Below are 21,092 nucleotides of genomic sequence, written 5' to 3'. Positions count from 1 at the left end.
CTCCTGGGCCGCTTCGCGTGTTATTCGTCGAAGGTCACTTGGCACGGTTGCCACGGTGGTGTGGGTGTCCCGTCGGCGTCCAGTCCGTTCGGCCACAGTTCGTTGACCGAGACGGGTTGCTCGGTGAGGGTTGCGGCGTGGCCGGAGTCGGCGAGGTGGCGCGCCTGACGCAGCGCGCCTTCCATGTCGCCGGCCGCGTGTCGGAGCCGGACCAGGTGTATGCGGGCGTCAAGGTGGCCGGCACCGGCGGCCTTCCGTGCGGCTGCCTCCGCCTTCTCGGGGTCGCCTGTCATCTGCCACAGCCGAATCAGGGCGCCCCAGGCATCGGGGTGTTCGCTCTCTTCGAGTCGTCTGGCACAGTCCTCGACCGCGTCCCGATCGCCGGCCCGCGCCCGCAGGAGTGCCAGGCTGAGCCAGGCGTCCGGCATGCCGAGGTCGGCGGACTGCTGGGCGGCGGCTTGCGCGCCCGGCAAGTCGCCGGCTTCGTGCCTCAGCGCGGTCAGTGAGCTGTGTGCGGCCAGGTTGCCAAGCCCGGCGGAGCGCTGCATGGAGTCTTCCGCACCTGTAATGTCTCCGGCCGCGGCCTGCAACTGAGCAAGCAGGGCCCAGGAGCCGAACTCTCCGGCCTCCGCGCCAAGGCGCGCGAACCGCTCCGCCTGCTCAAGCTGTCCCAGTCCCTGGCACAAGAAGACCAACCCGGACCAGGCCATGGGGTATCCGGCGTCAGTGGATCGCCGCGCGTACTCTTCCGCGCCCTCCCAGTCGCCGACGATCCCTCTGTAGGTCGCCAGGGACGACCAGATACCAACGTCGTGAGCTTCCGCGATCCGCGCTGATTTCTCGGCGCCCTGTCGGTCACCCACCCGTTCCTGCAAGGTCGCCAGATGCGACCATGCCATCGCGGCTCCGGCCTCAGCGGCACACCGCATGAAATGCAGAGCCCCGGCAAGGTCTCCGGCTTCCTCTCGGATCCAGGAAGCGAGCGTCCAGGCATGCACTTCGCCGGCCTCCGCGGCGCGGAGCGCCAGCCGCTCCGCGCCCTCCCAGTCACGAGCCCGCCGCAGGCATTGAGCCATCTCCATCAAGGCGGTGGTGTCTCCGGAACGGGCCGCCTTCCCGCGCAGGGCATCGGCCCATTGCAGGCGGTGCCGCTGTTCTGCGGCCACGGCGAGGTTCCTCAGGTCCTCGGGTCGGGTGAGGAAGATGTTGGCCGCGGCCCAGAACGAGGCCGGCGGACAGAGCGAGCCGCGCGCGAGACGTCCGTGCTGTTCGAGGTAGTCGGCGAGCCGCATCAGCGGCCCTGCCGGAGCAGTGAGTCCAGGAGCGGTTGCTGTGTCGGGAGCGGCGCTGTCCGGACGACGCACCGGCCTGAGGGCGCTTTCGTAGAGCGGGGGTTGATGTCCGTGGACGCTTCGGGCGAGCTCCGTGTAAGCGTGCGCGGGCCAATCGTCACCGAGGCGGTCGTAGTCGTGATCGCTGAGGTAGTCGACCGCCGCTTCGGTGAGGAAGCTCTGGGGGAGGCGGAGCCCGACACCCAGACGCCGGGCGTCCATCGCGGCCTCCAGCAGCGCCCGGACCGCGGGAGTGCCGTTGTCGTACCGGCGCTGCAACTCGGTTGCCCCGGCGAGTTCCTGGGCGAGACGCCCGTGAGCCTTGGCTCGGCCCAGAGCGTCCTCCAGAAGTGCATCGCCGCCCTGGGCGAGGGCCGCCGTGACGGACAAGGCTTCCTCGTCGAAGGTGTCGGGAACCGCGAGGATGCGCCCCGCGAGGATCTCGCGGACGCGACTGTGCAGGTCTGGCAGGCCGGGGATGGGCAGGGCCGCGTACTTGTCGGCGAACTCGTTCCACAGGGTGCCCAGGACCAGGACCGGACCGCGGCCGGGATCGGTGAGCAGCGTGTGCAGCGCCGCGGCGATCCGTTCGCCTGATCGTGAGTCGTCGAAGTAGTTCTGGGCCTCGTTGAGCCAGACCACCGTGCGCGGGCTGACCTGGTGGAGGCCTTCGAGGGCAGCGTCTGCGCGGGTCGGATCGAAGGGATGCCACAGACGCCAGCCGTGCGCGTCGAGGGGTTGGACCGCTTCCCAACAGGCGCGAGTCTTGCCCGTGGAGGACGACCCGACCAGGACGAGCATCCGACTTCCGCCGCCCGCTGCTTCGCGGACGACGTCGGCGAGGACCTGATCGTGGGCGCGCGGCACATACCCCGAAAGAACCTGACTCCGGCTCGCATCCGTGGCGGTCGAACCGGTTCCGGCCGGGTGGACCTCCAAGTCGTGGGGATCCCAGCCACCGATCGGCCTCCCGAGGCCCCCGCCCCTGCTGGTGCTCTACCCGCTGCGATTCGGTGCAGAGCCAGCAGCTCCTGCTCCGGCAGGCGCAGAGCCCTGGCCAAGGCAGCGACTGTCGCTGCAGTCGGCATAGGACCGTTGACGCTCAGAGCCCGCGAGGTTGTCGTATGTCCCAGTCCTGACCGAGTTTCGAGCTGCTTCATGCTCAGTCCGGCCGCCGCCCGGCCGTCAGCCAGCCTTGCGCGAAGCCGGCCCAGCGCCTCCTTCCGGTCGCCCGCCTCAATGTCTGCCACCGCGCCCCACCCTCGTGTTCGCCGGTGTTCATCTTCGTACGGGCGAACCACGGCGAACACCTATTCCGGGACTTTGGTCAGGTCAACGCACCTCTTCGACCTGGGAGTCCCCCTTGAACCAGCTCACCGTCGTCCTGCTTGCTGCCGCCTGCGTCTTCCTCTTCGCGCTCATGGCTGCCGCTGCGGCAGGCTTGCTCGCGCGGCTCGACGGAGCCACATACCCCGCCACGCTGACCCGGGCAGCAGCGACGTTTACCGCGGTGCTTGGTCTCAGTGCCGCCATCGCGACCGTCCTGGCTCAGCTCCTGTCGTGAACCTGCCGCACGGGCATCCGGCGACCTGCGGGGGCCGGTCGCCGGCTGATGGCCGTTTCTAAGCGGCGGGTTCGTAGACGACGGTCGTGGTGGGGCAGTCCTCGGCGAGCCCGAGCAACGCCAAGCGCTCGTTTTCATCGACGGCCAGGTCCCAGCGGAGCTTCGTGCCGACCCACGTCGCTGCGTACGTGCAGTGCTAGGAGCCATCCGACGGCAGCCACTCCGCCGGGTCCTTGTCGGCCTTGGACCTGTTGGAGGCGGCGGATACGGCGATCAGAGTGTCGGGGCTGTTCTGGTCGTTCGCGTACGCCTCCCGCCGGGCCGCCGACCACGGCGCCTGCTCGGAGTCGTAGACCTCGGCGAGGGGGACGAAGTGGTCGACGTCGAGCCGGCCCGCGTCCGTCACGACGACGTTGTCGTAGGCGGAGCGCCAGGAACCGCCGGTCAGCTTGCAGCCAGCCGCGACAGCAGGAGCCTCGACGGCTTCGGCGAGGATGACCTCCCTTCGGGTGTCACAGCCGTCCCCGGCATTGAGGCCCTTGTTCCAGTGCTTGTACAGCTCCCGCTTGTAGCCCTCGCGGTGCTCGACGGCCACGGGGAGCCGGTCGATCGCCTCGAACAGCGGCAGCGGAGCACGCACCCCGGACGGACCGGCTACGCCGGCGCCGCCGTGGCGGCGGGGGCGGAGTGCGCGGCCGGAGCCGCGAGGACGGGAAGGGCGCAGAGGGCGAGCGCGGGCAGACCGCGCAGCATCAGGTTCTTGATCACACAGATGGATCTAGCGGGTCCGGCACCAGTCCCGACAGGTTCTCGGCGTTCAACTCACTCGTGCGGGCGCCCGGATTCACTGCAGAAACGAGCCTGCGCCCTCACGCCTGCCGGGGCTACCCCCGGACCCTGCGGCATCAGGTCCGAGAGCGGCGCCGGTGGGCTCCGATGGACGGGGTGCCTCGGCGACGCAGTCGTGGACGAAATGATCGCGGGTAGGGGAAAATTCAGCGATGAACAGCAAGTGGCCGCGCTCATGGGGTGAGGACAGCGGCAGGGGCGACGGGAAGACCACTGGTGCGCCGGTTCCGGGGGATCGCGGGATCTCGGCGGGTGCCGAGGTGGGGGTGGGCATCACAGGAAACGGGAACCAGTTGACCGTCGATGGTGATGTTGTCAGCGGCGACAAGCACGAGATCAGCACGACGACGGAGTACCACTATCACGCTTCCGTGACTGCGGCGGCCGGGACGTCCTCGACCGTGCTCCCGTCCCGTGTTGATCGGCAGGAGCAGGCGGAGCTGATTCTCGTCGGGCCGCTGAACACTCATGTGCTCGCGCCCCTTCTCCGCAGGGCTGACACCGTTCTGTCGACAGACCCCGAGCAGGCCGCCCGTCTCTATGGAGAAATTGCCTCCAGCCTCCATGCCACCGGTTTCCACGGGCACGCAGCCGTGATGCAGCGCAAGCAGATGGCAGCCTTGCAAGCCGCTGGCCACATCGTCGCCGCCGTGGAGATGGCAGGCAGTCTCGCGGTCGCTTCCCTGCGAGCCGGAGATCACGACCAAGCGTGGTCCTTGGCCAGAGACATCCCGAGGCTGGCGTTCAAGAGCACCGAAGCCGGGGAACCGCGAGCAGACAGAGCAGAGCGGATCGCGAAACTGCTGCAGGCCGCCGCAGAAAGCCTGCTCCACCCGCTGGGCGACTTGGAAAGCCTTCGTGAGGTCCTCTCAGGCACTTCTGCCGAGCAGGACCCCGAGTACCGTCCCGTACTCATCCTCCTGCTCGCCGAACAGGCACTGGCCTTCAACCCAGCCTCGGTCCATGAACTCGACGCGCTCGTATCGGAAGCCATCAATACCCTGGACAACGGAGGCGACGACGCGGACCACATACTGCTCCGGCTTCGCCTGATACGCGCTCACTACGACCCCTCCGCACGACGCGCACTGCACCAGCAGGCGCGCCGTCACCACATGACGGGCCGACCCGCGGCGATGGTCTTCGCACGGGAGGGACGCCGGCTCGCCGAAGAAGGGGAAGCCGACGCCGCCGTCGAGGCGTACCGCGATGCCGTCGATGCGGGCATCCGAGCCGACCTGACACAGGACGCTGCGGACTGGCTGTACAGCATCAGGAGCATCAACGTCTCGTACGGCCCGTTGGCGGGCGACATCGACGACGAGCATCGACTCGCGCAGGCACTCCGTGCGACTGGCACGGGTCGCCTTCTCGTCCGGGCCCGCCAGCCCCGTGAGCAGGCTCTGTCCGCACTTGTGCGGGAAAAGCCTCGCGAAGCCATCACCGCCGCGCAACGTTGGCTCGTTGACACCGTGGTGACAGGGGACTGGACAGGAGAACTCGAAGCACTGCGATTCCTTGCCGACCTGTACCAGGACAACACCGAGACCGGGCTGGCGGCGGACTACTACCAGCGAGCGGGAGAGGCGGAACGAGCCAAGAAGCTCGCTGCCGCCTCCGGCGACACGCTGCTTCCTCTCGGGCCGCTCCAAGGCGTGCCGTGGCGGGTCTCCCGGGCGCGAGCAGCACAGCTGGAAGCACAGGCAGACCTCCTGGATGACGATGCCGCCACCGCTCTCCTCGGTGAACTCATCGACATGGCTCAGCAGCTACTGTCCGGAGACCTGGCTGACTCGCCTCTCCGACACCTCCTGCACCAAGTCCTCAGGAGCGCCTGCACCCTCGCCCCGCGGGGGACGGCCGAGCAGGCCGGTCAGGTGCTCACCGACCTCGTCGATTCAAAACGGACTCATCGAGGCGCAACCTGGTTCGCCATCGCGGACCGGCACCCGAGCCTCGCCCTCCAGGCCGTCACCAAGCTGCTCGACGAAGCTGAGCAAGGTTCATATGACGCCTGGGAGTCACTCGGCGAGAGGCGGTGGATTCAGATCCTCATCTCCCCATCATCCCCGCTGACGGCAGCCGAGCAGGCAGCCTGCCAAACGCGGCTCGCCGCCCTCGCCAACCTCGCCGACGACAACAAGTACCCGGCCGCCCTCGCCCTGAGCCAGGCGGTCCCCGACCACCCCACCGTGCGGACCGCCGCCCTGGAGGCCCTGAACCGCATCCTGTCCCGACCCGCGCCCGACCCGCACAACACCACCATCGGCGATCAGCTGGCGAACGACGCACTTCTGGTCTGCCAGCTCGACGAACCCAGTCGCCGACGCTGCGCCGCCAGACTCATGGAAATAGCCTCGGACAGGCGCGAGATCGCTGACGCCCGACGCAGCGCCCTGACCGGCCTCTGTAACCTGATCACAGACTTGCCGCCGGTCGAGAAATCAGCCATCTACCGTCAGGCGCAGCCCTTCGTCCTGGGCGAGCAGGATGGAAGTCATCTCGACAGCGAAATGACCGGCACCCCTCACCCACTCAGCGCCGCGCGCATCTCCTTCGGTACGGCGTCCTTGCGTGGGCCGGCCCTGGAGTTGGCGCATCGAGCCGCGGAACTCGATGAGGAACACCATTGGGTGCGGGAGAACGCCGTCGCATTGCTCCGTACCGACGTTCCCTCGGACGTCGGTGACGCAGCCCGCGTTCTCGCGTATCTGCCGCCGCAGATCGCGCTCAGTGTCGACCCCGCGCTACTGGTCACACACCACAACAGGACCGTCCGTCAGGCCGGTGCCTTCCTCGCCGTTTCCCACGCGAGTCAGCACCCCCGAACGATCCGCCGACTCGCTGAAGACAATGACCACACCGTCCGCCGCACATTGGCCGAGGTCGCCGAGCTTCGAAAGAAGGAAGGACCTGTCGATCCGGTGGTACCGGAAGTGCTGGAGCGGCTCGCCGACGATGTCCGCGCCAGCGTGCGACACGCGGCCCTCGCCGCCGCCAGAGCATCCTGAAGGACCTTGTCGTCGCGGGCCAATAAGGGCGTCGGTCTCGTGCAAGGAGGTGGATACCCGCTGGTCTTGGACCCGGTAGGCCGCGGCAACACGTACGGCATCAGGCGGTCGTGCGGGACGATGCCGCGGCTCACTCACTTACGCCGCGTCGCCGTGCTCGGAGCGGGCTCGCTCATCCCACCCCATGGCGTTGGTGCTGCCCGTCTCAACTTCCCCGGAACGGATCGACCCATGGGCCGTATCGTTCACGTGTGGTGTCTGGGTCAGGTGCGTGAGGAGTAGTCCGATGGCTGTTTCAAGGGTAATGCGACGCGTGTACATCGCGGTCGCGGCGGTGTCGGCGGCCGCAGTCGTGGGCTTGATCCTTGCGGTTGTGCTGGTGGATCTGGACACCGCTGACCGCGTGGCCAGCATCATCGGGGCCATGATCGCTGCGATTTCCCTTGCCGTATCCATGTACACGTTGAACCGGCCGACTGGCGTTGCCGTCGCGGGGGCCCGATCGGTGCAAGCCGGCGGCAGCATCAGGCGCGCAGTAACCGGTGACAACAACCGTCAGCAGGGTCCGCCTGCCGAACCTCAGCCCCCGGCCGCAGGCCCCAGCCCGAGTGCCACGACAACGGTACCCGGCGTGCCGGGGGAGCGCGGAGTTGCTGCTGGCGGATCCATCGGTGAGGCGATCACTGGTGATGGGAACCAGCAGACGTGATCTGGTTCTTCGCTAGGCGGTTCGAGCAGCTGCAGCACCTTCGTGGGTACAGGCCGCTGATCCAGGACCCCTGAGCTGCGCTCGTCAGCCGTGAGGTCAAGTACGAGCTGTGGATACAGAACTGCGGATGCGGGCCGTGGGGACAAAGTGGCCACGGTGTCGGCGGCATGCGCCGTCCGTATCCGCTCGAAGGATCCTGATGAGGACGTGTTCGATCAGTCCCATCCGCTGAGGCCGGACTGGCCGGGGGGACATCCCCTTGCAGTCGCCGGGATTGTGTCGCTTTGGGAGCTTTCTTCTTCGCACCTCTGGCGGTCATTCTGCGGACCACGCTGGAGGTGGCGCAGGATCCGGCGAGCACGATGATCGTGGCGAGGGCGGCGACGAGTCCGCACCCGATTGACTTGGGGGACGGCCCGGGACCGCTGGCCGCTCCGGTGCCTGGGCGGGGAAGACGTAGGCGCGGGTCGAAGTGGACGTCGTTTCTCCGGTCGCGCGATGATTTTCCCTGTAGAACGTATGGCACGCTTCAAGCCGTTCCTGCTGTAGAAGACGTGGCAGCAGCTTGCTTCGTTACGTCAAGTCGCTTGGGACGGCGGGAGGGTTCGATTTGGTCAGGCCTTCCTGCCGGCGCACGCGCGGTACTTCCTCAGGCGGCGCTGGAACGAGGCGGCCGATGCCGGGCAGTGGCCTCAGCGATCAGTATCGCGGCGCGCTCCACCTCGGCGGCAGTGGTGTTGCGGCCGATGCCCAGGCGTAGGGTGCGGCGGGCCTGGGTGCGGGTGAGGCTGATGGCGGTGAGGACATGAGAGGGGTCGCTGGTGCCGGTGTTGCAGGCGGATCCGGTGGAGGCGGCAAGTTCGGGGAGGCGGTCGAGGACGTCTGCGGCCTCGGTGTCCGGGAGGGTGAGGCTGAGGGTGCCGGGCAGTCGTTGGGTGGGGTGCCCATTGATGGTGGCGCCGGGGATCGCGGCGAGGAGTCTGTCCTGGAGGTGGTCGCGCAGGGCGCGAATCTGGGTGAGGGCGGGGGCGGTATCGCTGGTGATGAGGTGGGCGGCGGCACCGAGGCCCACGATGGCGGGAACATTGAGGGTGCCGGCTCGTAATCCGCGTTCCTGGCCGCCGCCGGTCTGCTGGGCGGTGAGGAGGGTGCCGCCGCGGACGTAGAGGGCGCCGATGCCTTTGGGTCCGTAGAGTTTGTGGGCGGAGAGCGAGGCGAGGTCGACGCCGAGTTCGTCGGCGTCGAGGAGCCCGTATCCGGCGCTCTGTGCGGCGTCGGTGTGCAGGAGGATTCCGCGGTGGGCGGTCAGTTGGGAGATGGCGGCGATCCGCTGGAGGGTGCCGATCTCGTTGTTTGCGTGCATGACGGAGACGAGGACGGTGTTCGGGGTGAGGGCGGCGGCGATGTCCCCGGGCTGGACTCGTCCGTGCTCGTCGACGGCGACGCGGGTGGAGGTGTAGCCGTGGTGGTCGACGAGGCGTTGGACGGCGGCGAGGACGGCCTTGTGCTCGATCGTGGTGGTGATGACGTGGCCGCCGCGGGGGCGTTTGGCGAGGGCGCCGCCGACGATGGCGAGGTGGTTGGCCTCGGTGGCGCCGGAGGTGAAGATGACCTCGATGGGGTTCTTGGCGCCGATGAGGTGGGCGACGCGGCGGCGGGCGGTGGCGACGGCCTTGGCCGCTTCCCGGCCGTAGGCGTGGGCACTGTTGGGGTTGCCGTACGCGGTGGTGAGGTACGGCAGCATCTCCTCCAGGACGCGGGGGTCGAGTGGGGTGGTGGCCTGGTGGTCGAGGTAGATCGGTCGGTTGGTCACGCTGTCTCCTTCTTGGCCCGGGCGGCGGCCGGCGTGGCCGCGGCGTATTTTCGTTCGCCGTCGACGAGGTCCCAGTAGACGGTGCGGGGCTCGGCGAAGACGGAGTAGGCGGTGGCCAGGCACCGCCAGTTCCGGTTGGGCTGGGCCCGGGTGAGGACGAAGGCGTCCTCGAAGAGTTTGTCGGCGCGCCGCATCAGGGCCGGGCGCGGGTCCTGGGGGCCGAACAGCTGCAGGTAGCCGTGTTCGCGGAGCCACGTTTCGGCGTGCTCGGGCTGAGGGTCTCCGGCGAGTTGTCCGCCGTCGGCCAGGGTCTGGGCCGCGAGGCGCTCCAGGCGGCGGAGCCGGCGTGCTTCCTCCCCGCCGGGGCAGTGGTCGCCGCGGAAGTGCCACTCGTTCCAGCGGGGGGTGGTGTAGTGGTCCCAGTCGACGTCGTCGAGCTGGGCGGTGACCTGGGGCGGGAGTTCACCGCGGGTGAGGTCGGCGACGTCATAGCCGGGGCCGAGCGCTTCGAGGGTGAAGGTCCCCCGTATGCCGGGGCCCGGGCGGTCCATGCGGATCATGACGGTGAGTTTGTTGGTGAAGCGGTTGGTGGGGCCGGCCAGGATGACCGCGCGTCCGTCGGCCAGCAGGGGCTGCGCGCGGTGTGCGATCTCGCCGATGGGGAAGGTGTTGCCCCCGCGGTAGTAGGCCTTCTTCTCGACGCCGCCGTCGGAGCGGATCATCAGTCTGTCGGTGCCGAGCGTGGTGGCGAGGGCGTGGGTGGCGGTGCGTATGTCGGCCGGGCTCTGGCCGGGTCGTAACAGGGACGCGTTCAGGGTGGGGAGGCCGAGCGAGTGGAGCAGTGCCATGGTCTGCCATTTCGGCCACCGTCGGTCTCTTGCGGCCGCCACGAGTTCCTCGGCGCTCTGAGTGTGCAGCGGTCGAGGTAAGGGAATCGCCATGATGTTCCCCCCTCGTCGTCAGGCCGTTGCGGTGGCCCGGATGGCAGCGGTCAGAGTCTCGTAGGTCTGGTGCTTGGCCTCGGTGAAGGGGTGGTCGCGCCAGTCGTACTGCTCGCCGATGCCAAGCTGGTCGGCGACGACGCGGCGGACGAACTGGCGTGCGAACCGGCCGTCGGCGGGCCAGTAGTGGAGCTCGCCCGGGTAGGGCGACAGGTACAGGTACGAAGTCTCGGCGGCCGCGGGCAGGTCGACGAGCGAGGAGAGGCGCCGGCCCGTGCCACCGACCTTCTCATAGGCGGCCAGGATGGCGTCCGGGTCCGGTACGGGGATGAGGTGGAGGTGAGCGTGGCTGCAGCAGGAGGCGCCGAGCTCGCAGTCCCGCGGTCCGTGCTCGGCGACGATGGTGGGCCCGTAGTGAGCCTGGATCAGGGTGCGCATCGACTCCAGGCCGGCGGCGACCTTCGGGAGGTCGTCGGGCGGGACGTCGGCGGCGGCGTCGAGGTGCTCCAGCGGCATGTAGAGGGAGTAGCCGGGGGTGAGGCAGCCGACGGTGGGCAGGAGGACCCAGCGGTCGATCGTCTCGGTGATGATGCGGGTCTTGGGCTCGCGTGCGGTGAACTCGGTGCAAAACTGGCAGTCGTCCATGTCAGTCACCTTGTGTTCGGGTCGACGAGTTCGTCGGCGTAGCGGCTTCGCAGGTCTGCGGGATGGCCGTAGAACGGGTGGGCGGTCGCGGCGGGGCCGCCGCCGCGGAGTTGGAGTACGAGGCGGGCCAGCGGCATGCCGTGATGCAGGCGCAGGGTGGCCGGGCTGTGGTTGACGAGCTCCAGGGTCAGATGGCCGGCCCAGCCCGGCAGGACGAACGGGCTGGTGACGTGGATGGCCAGGCCGACTCGGGCCAGATGGCTCAGACCGCCGATCATCCCCATGACGTCCGGGCCCAGGGAGACCGGCTCGGAGGCCGGCGCCAGAATCATTTGCCCCGGCGCCAGGTCGTACGTCGTCCAGTCGGTGATCTGCGGGCCGTACAGGGTGTCGATACTGGCCTGGTCGGCCAGGTCGACGACGGCGTCCGGCGCGACGATGGGTTGGATTGGACCACCGAGCCTCAAGAGCAGGCTGTCCCCGCGCAGTTCCCCGTCCCACGTCACGGCGCCGTTGTTGATGTGGTCCTTGATGGACGCGGCTGAGAGCATGACTCATCCCCGGAATTTAGGCAGTGTGGTGGCCCCCGCCAGATCCGAAGGCAACTGAGGAAATGTTCCCGTGGATAGCTCGCCATGTCTCCATGTCCACCCGAGCATTTCAAGGTTTTCCTGGCGTGAAATGCGGTGAAGTCCACTACTCCTGGCCGCTCGGACAGTGCAAGCTGGTGGGGTAGTGCCCAGGGGAGGGGAGGAACATGCCGCCGTTACCGTCCGGCCCGCTCAAAGTGCCTGGTCCCGAAGGGTTCCGGGGCGATCTGCTCGCTTGTTCCTCGGATTTGCTGGACCTGACGTGGGACCAGATGCGTACGCTCGTCGTCGTCCACGAGGAGGGCACCGCCCTCGCGGCGGCTCGGCTGCTGGGCCGGGAGCAGTCGAGCGTGCAAAAGCAGCTCGACATCCTCAACCGGAACTTCCAGGCGCTGACCGGTGAGTTGGTGGTGGTCAAGCAGGGCCGCGGCCGGGATCTGCTGTTCACCCCGACCGGGCTGGAACTTGTCGACCGAATCCGATCGACGTTTTCGGACTGGCTTCAGGGCATCGCCAACTCTCGGCGCCGGCTCGGCTCCACCCTGACCGTTGGCACCACCGAGTTCACTCTGCCGTTCCTGGCCCGGGTGTGGGAGCGGGTGGAGCGAGAACTGATGGCGCGGGAGGTGGAACTCAAGGTCGTTCACGTCCGCACTCGCGACTTCCGCCAGCGCCTGGACTCCAACCAGGTGGACTTGTTGTGCGGGGGCCTGGCCGCGCCGGTCGGGGACGGCCCGCTCGCCCCCGAGTACGACTTCCTGGAGTGGCACCGCGAAGGCCTCGCTCTCCTGACGAACCTGTCCGTCCGCGAGCTGCCCGCCCGGCAGGTCGGCGTCGAGCGGCTGCGGAACCTGCCGCTGGTCATTCCTTCCCGCGGGGTGATCGCCGACTTTGTCGAGCGCTGGTACGGAACGGACTTCCGCACCCACCTCCAGGTCGTCGCGGAGATCGACGACATCTACTACGGGCTGGCCCTGCTGCGCTCCGAGATGACCCGCGGCTGTATGCTCTGCGCCCGCTCCATAGGCGAGGCCGCCGTCGCGGGCCGGCTGCCCGGCGGCGAGGGGTTCCGCCTGGTCGAGTTCGCCGACGACTTCGACCCCATGCTCCAACTAGTCTCGGGCGTCTTCGCCCGCAAGGGCGAGCGGGACACCTACGACGCCTCACACCCCTTGAACGTGCTGTGGGAGGCCTTCCGCGAGGAAGCAGCCTCCGACCGGCCGATCCCGCTGTGACCATCCCGTCCGCCGAAGGGCACTTCTGATGATGCTGGCCTCGATCAACCTCAACAAGCGGTTCGGCGCGGACGGCGCCCGGGCACGGTTCGCCGCCTGGCTCCGCAGGCACGACGTCGCGGTCATCGTCGTGCAGGAGCCGTACAAGCCCGCCGACCGGCGCCCGCCGCTCCTGCCCGGGTACGTCTTCGCGGGCGGGGACGGCCACCTCGCCACCTGGGTCCGCGAGGACATCGCCACCCCGACCGTATCCGCGCCGACCAGTTGGGCGCAGCGGGTGGAGCTGGGCTGGCTCACCATCCTGCAGGTTCACCTCGATGCCTACACCAGTGCGGCACGCACCACCCAACTCGGCGAGCTTGGGGCGCTGGCCGCCGCCGAGGGCGGGCGTCCGCTGCTGGTCTGCGGGGACTTCAACCTCGCGCCGCGGCCGCAGGACGGCTTGTACGGCGGGGAGATCAGCGGCTTTACCGCGGACACCGAGCGCAAGGCGCTGCAACACCTGCTCCAGGCCGCGTGGCTCGTCGACACCACCGGCACGGACGAGGAGGCGGACTTCACGTTCGAGCGGCTCTTCACCGGCAAGCTCAGCCGATTCCGGTGTGACCTCGCCCTGCTGAGCGACCACCTTGCCGCCGGGGTTCCGGTCGCGGTCCGACATGAAGTCCGAACGGGGCCGGAGGCATTCACCGACCACTCCGCAATCCTGCTCGACCTGCCGATCACCCCTGAGGTCGCGGAGCCGGACGACGTCCTGTTCGCGATCAGCGACCTGACGGGCAAGCAGCCGGCGGCCGCGGGCGCACGCTCGTACCAGCCGCACAAGACCGCGATGAGCCGCCAGGCGGCCTCGCCGGCGGCCCGTGCGGTCACCGGGCACCTGACGGGCCCGCTCGGCATTCGTACGGTCCTCGATCACGGGTGCGGCCGCGGTGCCGATGTCGCCCACTACCGGGCCGCCGGGCTGGATGCCGACGGGTACGACCCGCACGAGGGGTTCGGCTGGCCCCGCCCCGAGCGGGAGGGATACGACCTCGTGACCCAAATGTTCGTCCTCAACGTGCTGCCCGACCCGGGAGCGCGGATCCGCGCGCTGCAGGACGCGGCCGAGTTCGTCCGCCCTGGCGGGCGCGTCGTGATCGTCACCCGCTCCCCCGAGGAGATCACGAAGGCCGCTGCCGGCGGCAGCTGGACGGCCCATCATGACGGCTACTGGTCGAGCGAGGGGAAGGGGACCTTTCAGCGCGGCATCAGCGCGGCCGAGACCACGGCGCTCGCCCGGCACGCCGGCCTCGCCCCCGCGGTGGGGGAGGCCGGGCTGCCCCTGCCCGGAGTGAGTCACATCGTGCTGGTCAAGCCCGAGCCGTAGAGGTGTGGCGGCACCGCAGGTCAGCGGTTGCCGGTCCAGACGATGCGCTCCGAGAAACCGCCCCGCTGTTCGGCCTTGGACGCCCGGATCTTCTCCAGCTGGGCCGGGTCGACGCCGAGGTCCGCCGCGAGGGCGAAGGCGACTTCGAGGACGTCCGCGAGCTCCTCGGGGGCGTCGGTCTCGTCCGCCTCCATGTACTCCGCCACCTCCTCGGCCAGCTTCGCGCGGAGCCGCTGCCGGTACTCCGTCGGATCGGCCACGTAGACCTCCGGCTCGGCTCCGTCCGCGCGGATGATCTGAGGGATCCGGTCCCGTACCAGCTTTCCCGTGGTGAGCACGTACTCTCCTGCACCAGTTCGTCCTTGGCCGGTCACGCGACCGGCCCCGTGTTGTTCGAGCGTAGAGTTGGGGCCTCATCGGGCGCCATCAGAAACAGGAATCCCACCCGAAGTGGTCAGTCCAACCGATCCGCGTGAGTGTTCGTGAGGAGCGTCCTTCTCCGGACTGATTCAATGGCAGGTTCGGCCCCCGTCGTGACGAGCAGGTCGAAGTGCTCGATCCGTTCTGGGGCCCTCTGCCGCAGGAAGCTCCGGTAGCCGGCCCTGTCGCGTGCCGCCCGCACGAGAGCCCATCCACACTGGCGTTCCAGGTACCAGGCCACCTCTTGGTCTGGGACGGCACAGCGGATCCACAGCGGTGGGGGTGTTCTGCCGAGCGGCACAGTCACCGATCCACAGCGTGGCCAGCCGGCCGAGTCGGTTGAGATCGGGATCGGTGAAGGCCAGTCTCACCAACCAGCTCTGCTCCGCACGTTCGCCCTCGGTCCACCCTGAGGCGTCGGCTCCTTCTACCAGGGCGAGTGCTCCGACGAGCTGGTTCTCTTCCCACATGCCGACGAGTTGGATGTCAGGCTGGAGGTCGGCAGCCAGGCGGAGCAGGGACGAGCCGTCGGTCGTCGTGGTTCGGGCCCGCTTCTCGTGGTCGTTGCAGCGGTGGACGACGTCTGCGAGCGGGTCCCAGTCTGAGGTGGTCAGGGGCAGCACGGAGTACGCGGTCTCTGTCTACGAGGTCGGGTGCTTCACTGCGACGCCGGCGTACGCAGCCGAGACGTAGTCGGGCACGGCCGAGAACTGGTGGCGCGTCTGGTGCCGGGCGGTGGGGACCATGCGAACCGGGCCGCCGTAGAGGTCGCCCCAGTCGCCGAAGAGGTTGCTGATCGACTGCCGGTCCCGGGGCCGGAACCCGATGCCCTCCTCGTCGTACACGTCCTGGACCCGCCCGACCCAGGTCGGGCTGAAGTCGGGCGTCGCGTGGGTGATCGACAGGGCGCTGCCTGGAGGCAGCCAGGCCCGGAGGTAGGCCACAGCGTCCTGCACTCGGGCGTCGTCGGGGATCCACGGGAGAACGTCGTGAAGGAGGACGGCAACGGGCCGCTCCCGCGTCAGGTGTCCGTCGGCTTCCAGCCGGGCCAGCAGACGGGCCGTGTCCGTGACATCGGCGATTACCGCGACGGGGCGAGAAGCCGTCGGGGCCGAGTCAAGGAGACTGCGCTGGCAGGCGACTACGTCGTGGTTGATGTCCGCGTAGACCACCGCGGCGGAGCGCCCGTGCTGCTGCGCGACGTCGTGGGTGTTCTGCCCAAACCGGAGGTCACCACCGCCTGCGGGTCGGGGCAGGGCGTAGCCGCAGCCGAGATCCAGGAACTGGGAGATTCCGCGCGAGGCCAGGGCTTCTGTGATCAGCAGGTGATGGCTGCGGTTGATCTTGGCGGCTGCGGGCTCTCGCGGGAAGGCGTTGAGGATCTTGCGGGCGAGATCCTGGTCGACGGAACCGGCGCCCTCCATGCCGAACCACATTCGGTAGATGCGTGCTGCGCTGGGCCGCTGGTGGGCGTCCGGGCCCGGGGCGGGAATGCCCAGTGCGAGGCCTTCCTGGACCAGGTTCACGGCCGTGCTCCTCTCGGGTTGGGTGTGCGTTGTCCTGGAAGCTCCGGATGTTCGAGCGGGCTGCGGCCGTGATCTGGGGAGGTCGGTAGACAGGAGGTGGGGGCCGCGGCCGGACGGCGGGAGGTCCTTCCGAGGGTGACGTAGGACCCCGGGCCGTAAGCCGACGAGATGTTGCAGGTGGGGTGGGTTGTCCGGCCGTGACGCTCGCACCGCCGTAGGGCCGCCGCAGAACGAACTCGTCGACCAGGAAGGTGACCCGGGGGCCGGTGCGGGCCAGGCCGCGCAAGCCAAGTTGGATCGGCGCGGGCTCGGTGTCGATGCAGATCCGCCGGCCTGCCGGGCCGGCGGCGAGGAAGATTCTGATGGCGACGCCGTCGTAGCGGACCCGGCGCCATCCCTGCCGGTCGGGCGGGTGGACGTTCAGCTTGACGGACATGCCTCCACAATGGTTTCGCGGCTACCGCCGCCGGGCGTCGTCGTCCCGCAGGGCGGTCACGTGATGGGTGGGCGCGAGTAGGGAGCGGTTATCGCATTGCCTCAGGGGCGGGGCAGGACCACACCTCGGTGTCGAGGGAGTGGACGCCTTGCCGGCCTGGGATGATGCCGCGCGGTACGGCGCCGGTGGTGAGCTGGCGGCCGCAGGACACGCAGGCCCGGCCGAGGTACTGGTCGTGGGTCAGCGACGACACCGACGCCGGGAGCGGCGCACGGTCGCACCGCCCCGTCATGCCGGTTCCCCGGCGGCTGTGGCACAGCCCGGGCTGCACGTGACGACCGGCGACCTCCGGGCGAAGCCTCGGACGGTCACTTCCCCGGCCGGGGCCAGGTCGGTGTTGACGGCTCCGCAGTCCCGGCAGGCGTGGCCGGGGAGACGGGCGATGCGGACATCGCCGGCGGATACGACAGGGTGGATACTCACGGGCCGTCCCATCTGCTCGTTTGGTGCGGGCACAGAGAGAGGATGACCGGCGGGAAGGGATGCAAGTACCACTGTTTGTGGTACCGGCGGGGGTTGACTCAGACGGCGCCGATCCACTCGGCGAACGAGGACAGGGATTCGGTGTCGGCGCGTTTGATCCGGCGGAGCTTCTCGACGTCCTCGCGGGCCCACGGGTGCTCGCGAACGTGCTGCGGCGCCAGCCGCCTGGCCACCTTCAGCGACTCGAACGCGGCGTCTGGCCAGCCGGCCCACAGCTGCGCGCGGCCCACCTCCACGTAGAACCCGGACCGCCGCTCGGCCGGAACCTCGTTGCCCGGCTTCCAGACGCGGGCGACATCCAGGGCCCGGCCGATGTGGTCCTGGCCGAGACTCACCGCGACGGCCACCTCGTGGATCCGGACACTCGACGGGCCGAACGCGGTCCCCAGGTAGATGCCCTCGGCGAGGCCGCTCGCGAGCACCCGGGCCCGCTCCAGATGCGCGTACGCCGCCTCGGCGGCACCGGCCCGGGCGGCCATGACCGCGGTCCGCATGAACAAAGCGCCGCGCGCCGCGGCCGCGGCGGACGTCACCGGCGCCGCGGACGCCTCCAACGCCTGCTCCAGCGCCGCCTGCCCGACCCGGTAGGCGTGCGCCGCAAGATACGTCTCCGCGCTCGTGTACGCCACCGACGCCCGGAGCACCGCGTCATCGGCCTCCACCGCGGCCCACCGCATGACGCCGATCAGGCGCGCCGACAGATCATGCGCCCCGTACTTGTAGGCAACCGCGTCCGCGCAGCGGGCCGCAGCCACCACGAGCCGGGCAGCGTCCTCGCGCTGCTCACATGCCGAGTAGTGCAGCAAACCGAGCGTGTCGCGGAGCAGGGCGGGCGCGGTCCCCGCGATGAGCCCGTACTGGGCGGCCAGCCGCTGCGCCACCGCGGTCCCGACCTCGCGCCGCAGTTCTTCCCGGCGCCGGGCCGGCGGGGCGAGGCGGATGTCATAGCCCGCGATGACAGCGGAGATCGACGGCAGCATGGCATGCACTCGGTGCGCGGTGCCCGCGAAGCCTGGGTCGAGGCGGGCCGGGTCCACGCCGAGGGCGGCCGCGATCGACTCCAACGCGGACGCGCTCGGCGCGCGGGTGCCCTGCTCGATGTGCCGGATCATGCCGAGGGACAGGTGTGCGGCGGCAGCGAGATCCCGCTGCGTCATGCGGCGGGACTGGCGCCGTGCCGCGATGCGGTGCCCCGGGTGGTCGGCCATACGACAACCGTACCGCCCGGGCAAGTGACCCTCTGACGCTACGCGTTGACGATACCGACGAGGTCGTGCAGCGAGTCGATCGACCAATCGGCGGCCGCGCGTACCGCCGGATCATCCGCCCACCAGTGCCCCCACGGGCCGCGGCGAAGGTGCGCCGTGCGCAGCCCCGCGGCGCGCGCCGGATGGATGTCGTTGGCCGGGTGGTCGCCGACGTACAGCGTCTCGTTCGCCGGCGCACCGGACACCTCCAACACCCGCTCGAAGAACGCAGCCGCCGGCTTCGACACACCCCAATCGCCCGACACCGCCACCACATCCGCAGGTAGATCGAGCGACCGCAACAGCCGGCCGGCCTTCGGCGACTGATTACCCGCGACGACGACCCGCACCCCGGCAGCCCGCACCGCGGCCAGCGCCGGGCGAACATCCTCGTACAGGTCGCTCTCGTCGAGCTGCTCCCCGCGGCCGGCGGCCTCCCGGGCCACGTACTCGGCTGCTACATCAAGGCCCGGGCGGAGTAGCCGGAGTGCGTCCGCGTTGTCCCGGCCGTCGACGACGACGGCGCCGACAAGGGCGGACAGGGTGTGCCGTGGGCTGCCGAGCCAGTCGGCCCAGGCCGCCCAGTAGCGATCGTCTCGGGTCAAGGTCTCGCCGATGTCCAGCACGACAGTCCGAATCATGCCCGCCACCCTACGGTGCCCCCTACTTGACAACAGGGGTCCCTCCCGCCCGAAGGTGAGAGGGGGCGATGCCTGCGGTACGGGTGTCGAAGACCGCTTCCCTGACGTGGTCGCGGCCGCGCCGGGACAGCTGCCGCACGGCCTGGTACTCGACGGCGGAGGGTGCGTCGACACCGGCGGAGACACCAGGAAAGCGGCACCGACGCAGCGGGCACCGACGGGCCCCACCGCCGCCGGACCTGCAGGTCACGGTCTACGAGCATCGCGACGGGGACTGTAAAACGTTCGGTGTAACTCCCGATCATGGAAGATGCATCGATGACCAGCAACAACGTGACCGAGACCGTCGAGCCGTCTGAGGCGGTGCCGTCGAAGTCCGTGGACGACCGGCTGATCGACGAGCTCGTGGGTCGGGCTCAGGCCGAGGGCCTGCAGCTGACCGGTGAGGGCGGGCTGCTCCAGCAGCTGACGAAGCGACTGCTGGAGTCCGCTCTCGAGGGCGAGATCACCGACCACCTCGGCTATGACAAGCACGATCCCGCTGGGAAGAACGGCGGCAACTCACGCAACGGCACCCGGGCCAAGACCGTGCTGACCGAGGTCGGCCCGGTTCAGATAGCCGTGCCCCGCGACCGCGAGGGTTCCTTCGAGCCGAAGATCGTCAAGAAGCGGCAGAAGCGTCTTTCCGGCGTGGACGAGATGGTCATCTCGCTTGCCGCGAAGGGTCTAACGACCGGTGAGGTCCAGGCTCACCTGGCCGAGGTCTACGGCGCCGAGGTGTCGCGCCAGACGATCTCCACGATCACTGACAAGGTCCTCGAGGGCATGGCCGAGTGGCAGAACCGGCCCCTGGACGCCGTCTATCCGGTGATCTTCATCGACGCGATCCACGTGAAGGTCCGCGACGGTGCGGTGGCCAACCGGCCCATCTATGTGGCTCTGGCCGTCACGGCCGAGGGCCGGCGGGAAATCCTCGGGCTGTGGGCCGGCGACGGCGGTGAGGGCGCCAAGCACTGGATGCACATCCTCACCGAGGTCAAGAACCGAGGCGTGAACGACGTCCTCATGCTCGTCTGCGACGGGCTAAAGGGCCTGCCCGACGCGGTCGAGACCGTCTGGCCCCGCACGGTCGTGCAGACCTGCGTGGTCCACCTGCTGCGGAACTCCTTCCGCTATGCCGCCCGCCAGGACTGGGACAAGATCGCCAAGCTTCTCAAGCCCGTCTACACCGCGGCGACCGAGGAAGCCGCACTCGACCGGTTCGCCGAGTTCGCCGACACCTGGGGCAAGAAGTATCCGGCGATCGTGCGGCTCTGGGAGAACGCGTGGGAAGAGTTCACCCCGTTCCTCTGCTTCGACACCGAGATCCGCCGCATCGTCTGCACGACCAACGCCATCGAGTCCGTGAACGCCCGGATCCGCCGGGCGGTCAAGGCCCGCGGTCACTTCCCCAACGAGCAGGCCGCCCTGAAGTGCGTCTACATGGCAATCATGTCCCTGGACCCCACCGGCAAGGGCCAGGCCCGCTGGACCATGCGCTGGAAGACCGCACTGAACGCCTTCGACATCACCTTCGACGGCCGGCTCTCCGCAGCACGTCAGTAACCCTCAACAACCCGAGTTACACCGCTCGTTTGACAGACCCTGGCGATGCGGGGTACGGATCACACCTCGACCGTGATGGCGACGGCATCGCCTGCGAGTAACCCGGGGACGGCGACGGATGGCCGAGCACCTCCTCGAGGACAACCTCGCCGGGCTGGATGTGCACAGCAACACGGGCCCGGTCGGCGACTCACGCCTGCCGGGTGCTGCGCCCTGGTTCAGCCGGTGTGGTGGCGGGAGTGGGAGGCGAGCAGGAGTCGGCAACGTGGTGGGGGCAGTTGCGGGTGTGCCAGGTCACCGTCAGGTGGTCTCCCGCGGCGCTCAGGGTTCGTACGCCGCCGCTCCCCTCGCCGGCTCTGTAGACGTGGCACGGCAGGGTGCGGATCAGGGATTCCAGCATGGCCGTGCCCTTTCCCGAGGTGATGGCGCCACCGTATCCCCGGGGCATGCCCGTGACCTCGCTATCCGTGCCTCCGAGTACTCCGCCAGACACCCTCCCGGCACCGAGGTGTCTGGGCGTACTCCCTGACGACTCTCTCGGGGGTCTGTCGGGTTGTCGCACATATCGGCTCTAAGGGATGAAGATGCTGCGCAGAAACCGTTGGCCAACTCTTGTT

General features: G+C 69.1%; 18 protein-coding genes and 1 pseudogene. 7 read left to right on the top strand and 12 right to left on the bottom strand.

The genetic code is table 11. The annotated features are described in order from the left end of the window. Positions 1-20: 20 nt before the first annotated feature. Together OHA84_RS00560 and OHA84_RS00555 are read right to left on the bottom strand one after the other, a co-directional pair. Positions 21-2,198 carry a hypothetical protein gene (locus OHA84_RS00560; protein WP_266975988.1) on the bottom strand — a complete coding sequence of 726 codons (2,178 nt, stop codon included), beginning with the start codon at positions 2,196-2,198 and terminating at the stop codon, positions 21-23. 212 nt (positions 2,199-2,410) lie between these two features. Beyond that, positions 2,411-2,491, bottom strand: a pseudogene (locus OHA84_RS00555) (hypothetical protein); the annotation flags it as partial. Between the two features lie 203 nt (positions 2,492-2,694). On the opposite strand from OHA84_RS00555, the gene OHA84_RS00550 reads away from it, so the two are divergent. Next, a complete protein-coding gene (locus OHA84_RS00550) occupies positions 2,695-2,895 on the top strand; it encodes a hypothetical protein (RefSeq protein WP_266975986.1) in 201 nt (66 codons plus the stop codon). 196 nt (positions 2,896-3,091) lie between these two features. On the opposite strand, the gene OHA84_RS00545 is transcribed toward OHA84_RS00550, so the two are convergent. Beyond that, positions 3,092-3,535: an HNH endonuclease gene (locus tag OHA84_RS00545; RefSeq protein ID WP_323182085.1), complete on the bottom strand. Its 444-nt coding sequence runs from the start codon at positions 3,533-3,535 to the stop codon at positions 3,092-3,094. A 361-nt stretch (positions 3,536-3,896) separates the two neighbouring features. Here OHA84_RS00545 and OHA84_RS00540 point away from each other — a divergent pair, with 361 nt between their 5' ends. Then, on the top strand, positions 3,897-6,755 hold the full coding sequence (locus OHA84_RS00540) for a hypothetical protein (RefSeq protein WP_266975985.1): 2,859 nt from the start codon (positions 3,897-3,899) through the stop codon (positions 6,753-6,755). Positions 6,756-7,041: 286 nt separating this feature from the next. Beyond that, positions 7,042-7,464, top strand: a complete 423-nt coding sequence (locus tag OHA84_RS00535) for a hypothetical protein (RefSeq protein WP_266975984.1) — start codon at positions 7,042-7,044, stop codon at positions 7,462-7,464. 649 nt (positions 7,465-8,113) lie between these two features. On the opposite strand, the gene OHA84_RS00530 is transcribed toward OHA84_RS00535, so the two are convergent. The 4 genes from OHA84_RS00530 to OHA84_RS00515 form a co-directional block, all read right to left on the bottom strand. Next, a complete protein-coding gene (locus OHA84_RS00530; RefSeq protein WP_266975983.1) occupies positions 8,114-9,277 on the bottom strand; it encodes a cysteine desulfurase family protein in 1,164 nt (387 codons plus the stop codon). After that, a complete protein-coding gene (locus tag OHA84_RS00525) occupies positions 9,274-10,125 on the bottom strand; it encodes a hypothetical protein (RefSeq protein WP_266975982.1) in 852 nt (283 codons plus the stop codon). The genes OHA84_RS00530 and OHA84_RS00525 overlap by 4 nt, the downstream gene beginning before the upstream one ends. Positions 10,126-10,236: 111 nt before the next feature. Then, positions 10,237-10,863, bottom strand: coding sequence for a hypothetical protein (locus tag OHA84_RS00520; RefSeq protein ID WP_266975981.1), 627 nt, complete (start codon positions 10,861-10,863; stop codon positions 10,237-10,239). Positions 10,864-10,868: 5 nt separating this feature from the next. Beyond that, positions 10,869-11,414 carry a hypothetical protein gene (locus OHA84_RS00515; RefSeq protein WP_266975979.1) on the bottom strand — a complete coding sequence of 182 codons (546 nt, stop codon included), beginning with the start codon at positions 11,412-11,414 and terminating at the stop codon, positions 10,869-10,871. Between the two features lie 311 nt (positions 11,415-11,725). Here OHA84_RS00515 and OHA84_RS00510 point away from each other — a divergent pair, with 311 nt between their 5' ends. Both OHA84_RS00510 and OHA84_RS00505 read left to right on the top strand, forming a co-directional pair. Further along, positions 11,726-12,688 carry a LysR family transcriptional regulator gene (locus tag OHA84_RS00510; protein ID WP_266975977.1) on the top strand — a complete coding sequence of 321 codons (963 nt, stop codon included), beginning with the start codon at positions 11,726-11,728 and terminating at the stop codon, positions 12,686-12,688. 28 nt (positions 12,689-12,716) lie between these two features. Then, positions 12,717-14,057, top strand: coding sequence for an endonuclease/exonuclease/phosphatase family protein (locus OHA84_RS00505; RefSeq protein ID WP_266975975.1), 1,341 nt, complete (start codon positions 12,717-12,719; stop codon positions 14,055-14,057). A gap of 20 nt (positions 14,058-14,077) precedes the next feature. On the opposite strand, the gene OHA84_RS00500 is transcribed toward OHA84_RS00505, so the two are convergent. From OHA84_RS00500 to OHA84_RS00485, 4 genes are all read right to left on the bottom strand, one after another. After that, positions 14,078-14,395, bottom strand: coding sequence for a nucleoside triphosphate pyrophosphohydrolase (locus OHA84_RS00500; RefSeq protein ID WP_266975973.1), 318 nt, complete (start codon positions 14,393-14,395; stop codon positions 14,078-14,080). Positions 14,396-15,118: 723 nt separating this feature from the next. Continuing rightward, complete coding sequence (locus OHA84_RS00495) at positions 15,119-16,003, bottom strand: SAM-dependent methyltransferase (RefSeq protein WP_266975971.1); 885 nt, start codon at positions 16,001-16,003, stop codon at positions 15,119-15,121. 1,017 nt (positions 16,004-17,020) lie between these two features. Further along, positions 17,021-18,190 (bottom strand): helix-turn-helix domain-containing protein, encoded by a 1,170-nt coding sequence (locus OHA84_RS00490; RefSeq protein ID WP_266975969.1) that lies wholly within the window; start codon positions 18,188-18,190, stop codon positions 17,021-17,023. Positions 18,191-18,228: 38 nt separating this feature from the next. Beyond that, positions 18,229-18,870, bottom strand: coding sequence for an HAD family hydrolase (locus tag OHA84_RS00485; protein WP_266975967.1), 642 nt, complete (start codon positions 18,868-18,870; stop codon positions 18,229-18,231). A gap of 318 nt (positions 18,871-19,188) precedes the next feature. Between OHA84_RS00485 and OHA84_RS00480 the strand changes: the two genes are divergently transcribed. Then, the gene (locus OHA84_RS00480; RefSeq protein WP_266975965.1) at positions 19,189-20,475 is read left to right on the top strand and encodes an IS256 family transposase; all 1,287 of its coding nucleotides are present in this window, start codon (positions 19,189-19,191) and stop codon (positions 20,473-20,475) included. Between the two features lie 29 nt (positions 20,476-20,504). Continuing rightward, complete coding sequence (locus OHA84_RS00475; protein ID WP_353962540.1) at positions 20,505-20,576, top strand: excalibur calcium-binding domain-containing protein; 72 nt, start codon at positions 20,505-20,507, stop codon at positions 20,574-20,576. A gap of 89 nt (positions 20,577-20,665) precedes the next feature. Here OHA84_RS00475 and OHA84_RS00470 read toward each other — a convergent pair whose 3' ends face one another. Further along, entirely contained in the window at positions 20,666-20,923 is a 258-nt protein-coding gene (locus tag OHA84_RS00470) for a hypothetical protein (protein WP_266975963.1), read from the bottom strand. Between the last annotated feature and the right edge of the window lie 169 nt (positions 20,924-21,092).

Source organism: Streptomyces sp. NBC_00513, assembly GCF_041431415.1.
Taxonomy (GTDB): domain Bacteria; phylum Actinomycetota; class Actinomycetes; order Streptomycetales; family Streptomycetaceae; genus Streptomyces.
This window is presented reverse-complemented; position numbering and strand designations above follow the sequence as displayed.